General features: G+C 59.5%; 7 protein-coding genes and 7 pseudogenes. 8 read left to right on the top strand and 6 right to left on the bottom strand.

What is annotated here, in order from left to right:
- Positions 1–237 precede the first annotated feature (237 nt).
- Positions 238–456, top strand: coding sequence for a hypothetical protein (locus P9254_RS29150; RefSeq protein ID WP_063169286.1), 219 nt, complete (start codon positions 238–240; stop codon positions 454–456).
- A gap of 546 nt (positions 457–1,002) precedes the next feature.
- Here the strand turns inward: P9254_RS29150 and P9254_RS24505 are convergent.
- Positions 1,003–1,351 (bottom strand): annotated as a pseudogene (locus tag P9254_RS24505) (aldehyde dehydrogenase family protein); the annotation flags it as partial.
- A 764-nt stretch (positions 1,352–2,115) separates the two neighbouring features.
- Between P9254_RS24505 and P9254_RS24510 the strand changes: the two are divergent.
- Positions 2,116–2,415 (top strand): helix-turn-helix transcriptional regulator, encoded by a 300-nt coding sequence (locus P9254_RS24510; RefSeq protein ID WP_210326673.1) that lies wholly within the window; start codon positions 2,116–2,118, stop codon positions 2,413–2,415.
- Positions 2,405–3,721, top strand: a complete 1,317-nt coding sequence (locus P9254_RS24515) for a type II toxin-antitoxin system HipA family toxin (RefSeq protein ID WP_063169281.1) — start codon at positions 2,405–2,407, stop codon at positions 3,719–3,721. Before P9254_RS24510 ends, P9254_RS24515 begins: the two co-directional genes overlap by 11 nt.
- Positions 3,722–4,290: 569 nt before the next feature.
- On the opposite strand, the gene P9254_RS24520 is transcribed toward P9254_RS24515, so the two are convergent.
- Positions 4,291–4,650, bottom strand: a complete 360-nt coding sequence (locus tag P9254_RS24520) for a hypothetical protein (protein ID WP_126066776.1) — start codon at positions 4,648–4,650, stop codon at positions 4,291–4,293.
- Between the two features lie 516 nt (positions 4,651–5,166).
- Here P9254_RS24520 and P9254_RS24525 point away from each other — a divergent pair.
- From P9254_RS24525 to P9254_RS24535, 3 genes and pseudogenes are all read left to right on the top strand, one after another.
- Positions 5,167–5,778, top strand: a pseudogene (locus P9254_RS24525) (Mu transposase domain-containing protein); the annotation flags it as partial.
- Positions 5,711–6,024: pseudogene (locus P9254_RS24530) on the top strand (ATP-binding protein); the annotation flags it as partial. The pseudogenes P9254_RS24525 and P9254_RS24530, both read left to right, overlap by 68 nt.
- Before the next feature lie 192 nt (positions 6,025–6,216).
- A complete protein-coding gene (locus P9254_RS24535; protein WP_127371024.1) occupies positions 6,217–6,846 on the top strand; it encodes a hypothetical protein in 630 nt (209 codons plus the stop codon).
- Here P9254_RS24535 and P9254_RS24540 read toward each other — a convergent pair.
- From P9254_RS24540 to P9254_RS24545, 3 genes and pseudogenes are all read right to left on the bottom strand, one after another.
- The gene (locus tag P9254_RS24540; protein WP_135907184.1) at positions 6,812–6,940 is read right to left on the bottom strand and encodes a hypothetical protein; all 129 of its coding nucleotides are present in this window, start codon (positions 6,938–6,940) and stop codon (positions 6,812–6,814) included. The two genes, P9254_RS24535 and P9254_RS24540, sit on opposite strands and share 35 nt — an antisense overlap.
- Positions 6,941–6,943: 3 nt before the next feature.
- Positions 6,944–7,060 (bottom strand): annotated as a pseudogene (locus tag P9254_RS29155) (hypothetical protein); the annotation flags it as partial.
- A gap of 760 nt (positions 7,061–7,820) precedes the next feature.
- A pseudogene (locus tag P9254_RS24545) lies at positions 7,821–8,192 on the bottom strand (transposase); the annotation flags it as partial.
- A 591-nt stretch (positions 8,193–8,783) separates the two neighbouring features.
- Here P9254_RS24545 and P9254_RS29160 point away from each other — a divergent pair.
- Positions 8,784–8,954 (top strand): annotated as a pseudogene (locus tag P9254_RS29160) (transcriptional regulator domain-containing protein); the annotation flags it as partial.
- 115 nt (positions 8,955–9,069) lie between these two features.
- A complete protein-coding gene (locus P9254_RS24550; RefSeq protein ID WP_224570032.1) occupies positions 9,070–9,585 on the top strand; it encodes a DUF2285 domain-containing protein in 516 nt (171 codons plus the stop codon).
- Positions 9,586–10,369: 784 nt separating this feature from the next.
- On the opposite strand, the pseudogene P9254_RS24555 reads toward P9254_RS24550, so the two are convergent.
- Positions 10,370–11,819: pseudogene (locus P9254_RS24555) on the bottom strand (NAD-dependent succinate-semialdehyde dehydrogenase).
- Positions 11,820–12,057: the final 238 nt, after the last annotated feature.

A 12,057-nucleotide genomic window follows, 5' to 3' on the forward strand; every position in this document is an offset into this window, starting at 1 on the left:
CCGCACCGTGACCTGTCAGGATGCTATGCAGGCGCGAGGCAGAAGCTGGCTCGAGGCCGCCGGCCTGGTGCTGGTCCGGCAGCGGCCGGGCTCGGCCAAAGGCTTCATGTTCCTCTGGAGGATGAGACGGGTGCGGCAAACGTCGTCGTCTGGGTCAAGATCTCTCGAGAAATTCCGGCGCGTGCTTCTTGCTTCGGCCATGCTCGGCGTCCGCGGACGCATCCGACGGAAGAGGAGGTGGTGCACCTCGTCGCCCACGAGCTGACCGATCTGTCGGCCGGGCTGGCCAGCGTGGGAAACCGCAAGACGCCGTTTCCGTTGCCGCACGGCCGAGGGACGAGGCTCATCACGGCGGATCGGGCATCGATCCGCGCGGCATGCCGAAGGGGCGCGACATCGTCGATGCAGTATGACCATATCGACCCTATCAAGTTCAAGACGCGTAACTTCCGGTAGCGCTTCCGGAGGCCACTTCAGCAGCATGTTGTGCACACTTTTGTCGGACCCTGTTAACTGCCGATTGGCAGCAGGTCACCCCGTGCCGGATCCCAAATGTCGTCGCTCTCAAGCGCAACGACTGCCCGCACCCTTTTTAAGTCAGCGAGCACCTCCACCGCCGGACGCCGCCCCGTTTCCTGAGCCGCGGCGTAACGGGTGTATTTGTGACTGTCCGGCTCAAACCACTTCAACGATTCCAAAGTAGCCATGGCATCGCCCTTGCGGCTGCGCGTGATGCGAATGATCGTGATCCCATCCTAAGCGCTCGCGTCGAATGGAGACACGCTGCCAACGCTTCATCTGCTCTACCCCATCTTTGTTCCAAGGCGGTCGGATCATCTCAATGAGCCCTGCCTCGGGGTGGCCAAAGCATGCATATTTATCGTTCGGCCCCGCATCGAATTATCATCTGCGATGTGGGACTCGATCTTGGGTTGGCGACGGCTTCGCTCCGGGAGTAGACGTCGGACCACTGATAAGTGCCGGACCTTCTCCACAATTTCTCGGCGGACTCATCGTGAACGCTCGATTGGACGTAAATGCGGTTCGCGGAAACGCAGGTCTGGCCGGCATTGCGGAACTTCGCCTGGACCGCACCGTCAACAGCACCGTCAATGTCGGCATCATCGAAGATGATGAAAGGTGCATTGCCGCCGGTTTCAAGGCTGACCTTCTTGATCTGGTCAGAGCACTGACGCATCAGCAGCCGTCCGACCTCGTTCGAACCGGTAAAGCTGATCTTTGGAATTGGTGCAGAGTTCACGGCCCACGCGATCACCTTCGGACGCATAGATCAGGTTGACCACGCCATCGGGAAAGCCGGCCTGATGGCGAGAGCAAACATTGCACCTAGCCACGCCACGATAAGATCGAGCGCGGCTTCGTTGCGTGCGGGTCTGTGGTCAGTGGAGGGCGGAGGAAAAGCGCTCGGCGTGCTCGCCCTCGCGATACCACTGGTTCGCGCCGGCAAGCGCCAGTTTCTGAGGCAAATCGCCGAACAGCTGGTAGAGCCTTACTCTCAGGGCTTGGCATCTATGTCGCCTACGACCGCCACATGCAGCCCGTCGCGTGCGAAAGCGGCTTTGTGGAAGGCGCTTAGATCGGAGGGCGTTACGCTAGTCAGCCTCCCTTGGGCGGTCTCGAATACGGATGCGTGCGTAGATTCCGCGCCGCCAGGCCAGCTCGGCGATCGCATGAGGTTCGCGCTCATTGGCAATGATTTCGGAGAGAAGCTGGGCGCGTATGCGGTCGAAAAGTGCTGGTGTAGCCGGATGCGGGTCCCGCCGCCGAGAATGTCGGCCAGCAGTCGAGCGCCGCGGCCCCGCACCAGGGACCGCCCATGAATGACTCATGCGAGGCGTCTCAAGGCTGTCCGCGATCCAGCGCCAGATCTCCGCCTCGCCCGAGACGCGCAGAGCTGGCCGGTTGTGCAGGAGCCGTCGGCAATATCCGCCTTCCTCGTTCGGATGGGTAACGCTTGCGATACGGAGTCTTGACTTTGGCAGTCGCTCTGTGACATTACCTATATAAAGTTCGAAAGAAGGCGATATGGATCATGCATAGGTCACAGAGACCCGAATGAAGGCAACGTATAAACGCACCTATTCGCGCTACGCGATGGAAGCGCTTGGCCTTTTCGGTAAGACCATCCGGCTTGGCCGGATGCAGCACCGGTTAACCGCACAGGAGTTAGCCGAGAGAATCGGTGTTTCACGCAGCACCCTGCAGCGCATCGAGAAGGGCGATCCCAAAGTCGAAATCGGACTGATGTTCGAAGCTGCTGCCATTGTCGGTGTGAAGCTGTTCGATGCCGACGGCAATGGCATCACAGCCCTCACAGGCCGCATGGACGATCGCATCGCGCTGCTGCCGAAGCACGTCTACAAGGCCGGCAAGCAGATCGTCGATGAGTTCTAAGGTCCCCAAGTACGACGAAGCCTATGTCTGGGTCTGGCTGCCGGGCGAGACCGCGCCGGTTGTCGCCGGGCGGCTATATGCCCATGACGGACTCGTCAGCTTCAACTATGGCAGGAGCTTTCGTGAACTGGGAAGCGCGATCCCGCTTTATCTCCCGGAACTGCCCCTGAAGGCAGGCGAATTGCCTTTGCTTCCTGGCCTAACCATGCCGGGATGCATCCGCGATGCTGCCCCTGATGCCTGGGGACGACGGGTTATCCTAAACCGCAAATTCGGTGTGAAGGGCGATGAAATCGCGCGGCTCGATATTTCAGAACTGACGTTCTTGCTGGAATCAGGCTCGGACCGCATCGGCGCGCTCGATTTTCAGTTTTCGCCAATGCATTACGAGCCGCGCGCACTGGCCAATGCCACTCTCGAAGAGCTTGTCCAATCGGCGGAGCGGGTAGAGAAAGGTATTCCGCTCACCCCCGAATTAGATCAGGCGCTGCATCACGGCAGCTCGATCGGCGGCGCAAGGCCAAAGGCGCTGATCGAGGGTGACGCCGTCAAGCATGTCGCGAAATTTTCCTCGTCTGCCGACCTTTACAGCGTCGTCAAAGGAGAATTCATAGCCATGCGGCTTGCCGCCTTGTGCGGCATCAGAGCGGCATCCGTCTCGCTCGTTCGCGCCGCAGGCAACGACGTGTTGCTCGTCGAGCGATTCGACCGGATCAAGGTCACGGGCGGCTGGCAACGCAAATCCATGGTCTCAGCGCTGACGATGCTCGCGCTCGATGAGATGATGGCGCGTTACGCCAGCTACCAGGATTTGGCGGAGATCATTCGCCACCGATTCACCGCGCCGTCGGAAACTCTGCGCGAGTTGTTCAGCCGCATTGTCTTCAACATACTTTGCGGCAACACCGACGATCATGCCCGCAACCATGCGGCATTCTGGGACGGCGCTAAGCTCACCCTCACGCCTGCGTACGATATTTGTCCGCAGGCCCGCAGTGGCCAGGAGGCCAGCCAGGCCATGCTCATCAGCGGCAATAACCGCATGAGCCGGATAGCGTCCTGCCTTGAAGCGGCGCATCACTTCCTGCTCAGCGCGCCGGAAGCTCTTGCGATTGTTGAAGGCCAGCTCCGATGCATTGCGGAGAATTGGCCGCGTGTCAGCGAGGAAGCTACGCTATCCGGCACAGATCGCAATCTGTTCTGGGGCCGACAGTTCCTCAATCCCTACGCTTTTACGGCGCTGGAAGGAAGCGCCGACGTTCTCCGCGCTCTGGCTGACGAACTACGCAACAGTGTTCACGCCTGATCCGGCGCTGGATTTCGGACAAGCTCGGCAAGCGCAAGACGCCCACAATATCGACAACCCTTGCCGTGCCAGGACGAAGATTGAACAAACGGCTCTTCAACAGTGACAACGTGCACTGCGGAGAGATGTGGAGCTGACACCGCAAAAGCCCAAGACGCGCGACTTCCCGCGATACAACTCCACATAACTGAGCGTCTACAAGCGGTGCAGCCAGCCAAACATCCAGCCATCAAAGCGATGATCGTCTGATCTTTTGCCGATGACATCACGTCGGGGAAGCCTTGTTCGAGCGCTTGCCGCTTCATATCGATACCGGCCTGGGCGTAGCGCATCGTTAGTTCAGCCCGAGTGGCCTGGCCATCGACTGATGGTGGCGATGTCAACACCCGCCTTGACGAGGTGGATGGCCGTCGTGTCCCGCAAAGGGCGATGATGGATGCTTTTTTCCGCCATGGTGGTTCCTTCGCCCGCAGCCATGTGTGCGCAGCAAGTATGGAACACCGAACCGGGTGAGCAGTGTGGGGCGGTCGTTGCTTTGCTCGGCGGGACAGGGCGATACCAGACGAAGGTCACAATCGAAGATTCAGGATCCCTGAACTCGTGCATCCGTATTGAACATCAGCGAAAACAGAGCGTAATCCCGCTGTCCAGAAGGCGTGCGGCGGACGATACGCGCCAGGACGCTCTTGATTTCCGGGCTCATCGAGATATTCGACAGGTGCCACCCACGCGCCCTCTTGAAGGGAAGTGTCACCACCAGTTGCAGCGTATCCTAATATTCGGGGTGCTCCGAAATCAGGAACCGCGCAAAGGCATGCATCGCCGCCAGCCTTGCATTGCGGGTCGCAACTGCCACGCTCGACCTCAAGTGATGTGAGAAAGCTGCCCATCCTGTCGGTATTGATGTCGGAGACCGCTTCTTCTTTCAAGAATATCTTCCCGCTCTCCCGCGGCATGAGCCCGTGGCATGCTTCGGCCCAATGCTGTGGATTGATGTTTCTTCATGCCACAACCTCGCTGACGAGACCGCCGAAAGCCCCTTCAAAGCGGTCGGTGGCGATCTCTCGCAGCTTTGGAAGGTAGTGCATTGATTTTTCGTGGAATGGGGACCCTGTTTAAAGGGTGATTTTCGTCCAAACGGGACCCCTTAACGATGGGGTCATCAAGATGCCTCCGGCTTGATCGGAGGCATTTGTGTTTTGGATGTTGGTTTTAGAGACGATTGCAAAGATACGTCGGCTGTCGCTGGTCCAGGGGAAGTCGATCAAAGCGATCTGCCGTGAGCTGAAGATCTCGCGCAAGGTGGTGCGCAAGGTCCTGCGTTCTGAGGAGACGCAGTTCCGCTACGAGCGCAAGCACCAGCCCTATCCCCGCATGGGAGCTCGGCGTGAGACGCGGGACCGGCTGCTGTCGGCGAATGCGGCCAAGCCGCAGCGGGAGCGGCTGCCGGTCGCTTCGACGGCTTCCATTGCATTCCCCCGTCGGTGTCGAAGACCTGCACGGTGCGCTTCGACAACAACAAATACTCGGTGCTGTCGAGTGCCGTCGGTCGGCCCATCGAGATCCATGCTTATGTCGATCGGATCGCATCCGCCAGAGGATGGCGTGGTCGTGGGAGAACACGTTCGCTCCTTTGGCCGCAACGAGGTCGCCTACGATCCCTGGCACACGGCGCGCGCCGTTCCTTGGCTGGGTCGTGCGGTCGGCAATGGAGAAGGTGCGGCGCAGCTCAAGGCGGTTGATGACGTCGACCGGCAGATGGTGTTGATCCTCACCTGGGTGCTGACCGACGGATTGAGCGCGGTCGAGGCCGCCTGTCAGGAAGCCATCGAGCACGGTGCATCGTCGGCGCCGGTGATCCTCAACATCCTGGCCCGCAGCCGCGATCCGGCGCCGGGCACGATCCTTTCCATTCCCCAAGCGCTGAAGCTAGCTCACGAGCGGTCGCCGACTGCACCCGCTATGACAGTCTCAGGAGGACAAACAGCCATGGAACGCACCGAGGTACTGGAACTGATGGGAGCGCTGAAGCTCTACGGAATGCGCAGAGCCTATGACGAGATCATGGGCGCGTCGCCATCAAGCGACGGCACGAGCCGCCCAGGATTGTCGGTGATCTCTTGCAGGCCGAGATATCGGAGAAGCAGGCCCGCTCCATCAAATACCAGTTCGCTGTCGCCAAGTTGCCGCTGGCCAAGGACATCGACGACTTCGACTTCGCCGACACGCCGGTCACCCCCTGATGCGCGATCTCGCCCGGCCGCGCCTTCGTCGCCGATCAGCGCAACATCGTCCTGGTCGGCCGCCTTCACGGGTCACCCAACTCGCGCGGAAGGTCGACCGCATTGCGACGGGCGCGTGTCGACTTCCCAACAATGTCAGACAGGAGACGCAACGCTATCGGAGCGATCGCATTGCCCGAAACGATTTTCCCAGTTGGCACGACAATTGCGGTCCTATGCGCAAAAGCAAACTAGACCTGAGAGCCGCACCGCATGAATGTAGCCTCCCAATATCTGCCGCTTGTGGCGCATCACGAAGCCGGGCACGCGGTGGCCGCCATCGTTTTGCACCGTCAGACGTTCGACGACGACCGTGAACTCCCTGCTTTCTCAAGTGTTAGTATTTACCCCGACGTCGGTGACGGAGAGTGCGGTGGTGTTGTCGAAGGCGCGGGTTTTTATTCAGCGCAAGGATTCACCTCGAAGCGAAAGCCGATTTTCGAGGACGATATGGATCGATGTTTGGAACGCGATGATGCGATCCGGGAGATAGTTGCGTGTCTGGCAGGTCCTTTTGCAGAATCCGCATTCGAAGGCTATCTGGACCCGCGCGATATGGCGATGAATGCGTCCGATGGGAATGAGGGGAGCAGCGACTACGCGGATGCCAAGCGAATCTATGGTGAGTTGCGGTTCCTGATGCCGCGCCGCCCCCGTTGGAGGCGGATCGAAGATCGCACGGCCCGGCTAGTACTCGATCACTGGTCAGCCATCGAAGCATTGGCCGCGCATTTGCTGGTCAAGCATGATCTCCAATTCGATGAGGCTCTGACGATTGTTGCGCCGCATCTTCCGCCCATGCCAGCAGCTACGCCGCCAGAGCGTCATCCGCAGCCTGCTTGATCAGCCATTCGATGTGATTTGACCACATCTGCAACACCTCGCGCTTCTCCTTGACGTTGCTATAGAGATTGTAGATTTCGCCAATGTCTGTCAAGGACGCCGCCTTGTGATTCAGTATGTGCTCGATGACGTGTGGCAATACCTGCCGCCTGCCGAGATTTGTCGCGAGCGTCCTGCGCAGATCGTGAAGGGTCCAGTTCTCCAAAGCCACCCCGTCAGTATTGACCTTGCCGTCTAGAGCCTTCTTGCCCTTCGCGTAGCCTGAGAAGTGGCTTCTTTCGTTGCCCCTCGCAGGGAAAAAAACGTGTCATTGGTCTTCGGTACCGTCTGGGGGACCGACACCGCCAGTGTGGACAGCGGAATAAGCGTAGGCTCTTCGTTCTTCGTGCGGTCACCCGATAGTTCCATGTTCCGGCTTCAAGGTTGAGGACCAACGCATCGCGGCAACTTCCGTACGCCTCTGTCCGGTCAGAATGAGCAGCTTGACGATGGAGCCGAACGAATAGCCGATATCGCCCGGTTCGGGCTCACAGCCCGTTCATATAGCCGCCAGTTCGGCATCGTTCACCACTCGCTTGCGCTTGACGATCGGGGCCGGATCCGGATTTTCCAATCCCTCGCGGGGAAACCGCGGATGAGCCGTTGCGGCGGTTTGCGACACCAGTTGAAAAATGCCCGCATACACCAGAAGGCCGTGTTAGCCGCTTGCGGGTGACCCCCGGCGACGATCTTCTTGGTGATGTTAGCAATGTCGGTGTCGATCACATGGTGGATAGAGCGACTCCCGAGGGCAGGCACAAGATACCGGTTCAGGCTGGCCTCGACCAGTGCGGTGTTTTGAGGGTCGTTACTCGGCGGCCTGGAGGTGACCGCCATCGCCGTCCTCGGTATCGTCAGCGCTGATATGCGCCTGATCGGCAAGGAAGGCTGGCAGTTCCGATGGAGCTATGCTGGAATTTGGGTGACGAGGCTGATCAAGCGGCGCTCTGCGGCTTCGTTTCGATGACCTGGATTCCGTCCAGGAACCTGGCACCTGCGATGAGTTTCGGCAACTGATTTTGTCCTTTCAATCGTCGCCACTTCCTGGCCGCGGCCAACAGCTTGAAGACCATCAGCTGGGCGGTTTTCGAGGATAGCGAGCCCTTGGTACGCACCGTGCGATAGCGAACGGTTGCAAAGACGCTTTCGATGGGATTGGACGTTCGCAGATGATCCCAGTGTTGGGCGGGGAAATCGTAGAGCGCCAGCGACGCAATATGATCTTTCGTCAGGCAGTCGACCGCCTTGGCATACGCCTCGGCCTCCATCTCGATCGCATGCGCAAGCAATTTGCGCGCGCCGCTGCGAAGTACATCCGTCAGGGTATCATCGATTTCGTCGGGCTGACGAAGGCGAACAATGTGTTGATAGTCTCGTTCATGGCGTATCACTCTCCTTGAGAGGTACTGGCAGGCTTCATCACCCGCCTCGATACGCCGCTCTCCTCAAGCCGCCATCATCCAGTTTCCGCCATGGCTCCCCCTGATTGATCCGCTTCACCTGTGCAACTGCACAGGCTGCCCTAGCGGGGAGATTGGCCTCCAATGGCGAAAGCTTGCCGCAGGAGACCCTCCGATGACCGTGCCTATGGCGCCGCCGCTACGACAACTTGCCGACAAGCAGCGTGCGATCCACTGCCGCGCTACTGCGCCTTCAAGGGACGTCTGGATCGCGACGCAGGAGCCGATGACCGTTACGGGATCAATTCCAGGTCGCGCTGGCCGTCGCTGTGCCAGTTCGACGGTCTGGTGGCAATTTGGGCACATCTTCTGTCGCCGACAGTGGCGATGGCTGACGCTTCAACGAAACGGGGTCTTCGACGTCTGCTGCCTTCGCCGATGCTTTGCGAAGTGGCATAATGTTTCGACGCACGCAGGCGCGGGCAGGGGATGTCAGTCATGAATCTCCTGACTGGCGCGGATCAGGCCGATTGGCGGGATGAAAGATCATACGACTACACCGCTGGCCTGACGCTGCGGGAGTGGGCTTGGGAGTTCTTACGCCGCAATCCAGCGTTCCAGCGCGATCTGACCGCTGCGCGCCAGCATTGCAAGACTTGGTCTCTCCAATCCTTTCTCGATATGGTCGCGTCGGCCGGCGACCTGTCACGCTGGGGTGTTCTGTTTCGCGGAGTCTTGTGGCCGCGCTTCGGTCGTATTCTGGTGTCCGCTCTGGTGCGTCCATGTGCTGCCGGTCATTGCGGAACGGTTGCCTGCCTCGTCGCCGACACCGCCGTTCGAACTCTCGGCATTGCCCTGTCGTGCAATCGTCCTGCTGGCGCCCGACAAGAGCCAGCATGTTCTTCTTCGCAATGCGGACCACGCGCTGCAGCTCGCCGTCTCGGGCGCGAATATCCTCCACCCTGTTTGCCTGCATACGCAAGCCATCTGGCCCGCGGTGCTTTTAAAGCATCGACTGAGGGGACTGGAGTGCCTCAATGCTCTCAGTCTAGGGCAACAGTTGCCCCCCCGCTTGTTTGCGCCGGAAAAGCGCGGCGTTCGTTTGTCCTTCGTTCTTCGTGCGCTCGACGGTTCGCTCGCCGGAGCACCTCATCGCGAGCTCGCCGAAGTTCTCATCGGTCAACGGCGCGTCCATGCCGACTGGGCGGATCCTCGCGATCATCTGCGCGACCGCATCCGTCGGGCCGTCTCGCGTGGCCGCGCGCTCATGAATGGTGGCTACAGAGATTTCCTAATTTGAAAAGCGACAGTCCGCGCTGTGCGTCGGTGGATGAACGTTCGCTCGCAGCTGTACCCGTCACCAACAGTTCGCCCGCCGACAGGACTGCATGGCGCCTTGCAAGTGCGCTCTGGTCTAGCTTGTCGATGCCGAAATGAGATGGGCGAGGGTGCCAAGGCGGTGGTTCATTAGGGCCGGCCTCGACCTGGACGCACATCATTGGTCGGAAAGCGGCGTGCACCGCAATGTCGCCATAGCAGCCAAGATCCTTTGAGGCCGGACCTGCAGTCCTGTTGGACCGGCGGGTGCAACAATATGGAGGGATCTGAGGCCTCACACCGTTCCCTGGTCGACAGCTCGGTCAACATAGCACCCACCGCTTGATTATGGAAATGGTGTGCCTGGAGTGCAGCGAGTAGCGGCTTGCTGCGCACTGTCCTAAGAATAGCAGTCATGACCCGTCTGGGGTTCTGCAACACGACGATTCAACCGCTTGGGCATTGTCGCATATCCCACAATGTAGAATGCGCAACAGGGCAAAAGCTGATCCATCGGCGGTTTATCAATGCTTTTTGGCTTGGCACGGCACATGCAACGCAATCGGCAAAAGGCGCACGAACTGAGTGGCCCATCGGCCCTAGGAGCGCTGACTTATGCCCTCCCAAGGCATGTCCGGCCCGACAGCGAGCTCAGTCTCCTGCCGGGCATCCGTGTTTCAGGTCAACGGCGTTTGGAACTTCCAATTAGGTGGCGGCATTGACCGCAGGCCGCCCCCCGGTGGGGCGGAGAGACAGTGCAGCAGGTTTCAAATCCCGCCCATGCAAAGATATTTCATTTCCAGATAGTCCTCGAGGCCATGACGGGAACCCTCCCGCCCGATGCCGGATTGTTTGATCCCGCCAAACGGTGCCGCCTCCGAGGACATGCGTCCCGTGTTGATGCCAACCATGCCATATTCCAGAGCCTCTGCCACACGCCAGACCCGCTTCAGGTTTGAGGCATAGAAGTATGCGGCGAGGCCGTATATCGTGTCATTGGCCTCGCGCACGACCTGATCCGCATCGTTGAAGCGAATGATCGGCGCGAGCGGCCCGAATGTCTCCTCTTGCGCGACTGCCATGACGCTGGAAATCTCGGTGAGGACCGTGGGTTCGAAAAACGTGCCATTCTTGCCGATACGCTGGCCCCCGCATCGTATTGTGCCGCCTTTCGCAATGGCATCTGCGACGTGAGACTCGATCTTGGCCAGAGCATGCTTGTCGATGAGCGGTCCGATGTCCACTCCGGCATCGAATCCGTCGCCAACCGACAAGTGCCGGATTCTTTCCACGAATTTCTTGACGAACTCATCGTGAACGCTCGATTGGACGTAAATGCGGTTCGCGGAAACGCAGGTCTGGCCGGCATTGCGGAACTTCGCCTGGACCGCACCGTCAACAGCACCGTCAATGTCGGCATCATCGAAGATGATGAAAGGTGCATTGCCGCCGGTTTCAAGGCTGACCTTCTTGATCTGGTCAGAGCACTGACGCATCAGCAGCCGTCCGACCTCGTTCGAACCGGTAAAGCTGATCTTTGGAATTGGTGCAGAGTTCACGGCCCACGCGATCACCTTCGGACGCATAGATCAGGTTGACCACGCCATCGGGAAAGCCGGCCTGATGGGCGAGGGCGAACATTGCGCCAGCCACGAGCGGCGTCTGTTCAGCGGGCTTGAGCACGATTGTGCAGCCCGCAGCCAAGGCCGGCGAGATTTTGCGCGCCACCATGGAGGCCGGGAAATTCCATGGCGTGATCGTGCCAACAACGCCGATGGGCTGCTTGATCACTAGCATTCGGCGGTCTGTCGAGGGTGCCGAGATCGTCTCGCCATAGACGCGATTGGCCTCCTCGGCATACCATTGCAGATACGCCGCCGCATGCGATACCTCTGAAATGGCTTCGGCAAGCGGCTTGCCCATTTCCGCAGTCAGAATCGCGGCGAGATCGCCTGCATGGTCGATGATCAGCTGATGCCATCGCCAAAGAACGTCGCTACGTTCTCGGGCCGTCAACGCGGCCCATCCCGACTGCGCAACATAGGCCTTGTCTACCGCAGCACGTGTCTCCTCCACGCCCATATCGGGAAGCTCTGCCAAAACTTCGCCGGTCGACGGATTGACGACCTCGAACGTCTTATTGCCAACTGGTCTGCCGAGTGCCGGCAGGCGGTCGATGGCTCCAAACAGGTGCGGGGATTTCAGACGGCGGATCATCGGCAGGCACAGGGGCAATACCGGATTCCTCCTCAACGCAGCGAACATCCAGGTCGACAGGCCGTCAGTGTGTATTCTGCACCAGTGGGTTCGTCGTAGGGCCTCGGCAAAGCAGCTGGTAGACCACGCTAGCCCGATGAAAAGACAGCAGTTTCGTTAGTTTGAGTGCCCGCGGTTCATCAATTGATGGATTAAGCAGTCGGATGTTTGCTTCATCCACCATGCCTGCTGGTGGCAT

Source organism: Mesorhizobium sp. WSM4983, from assembly GCF_029625765.1.
Lineage (GTDB): Bacteria > Pseudomonadota > Alphaproteobacteria > Rhizobiales > Rhizobiaceae > Mesorhizobium.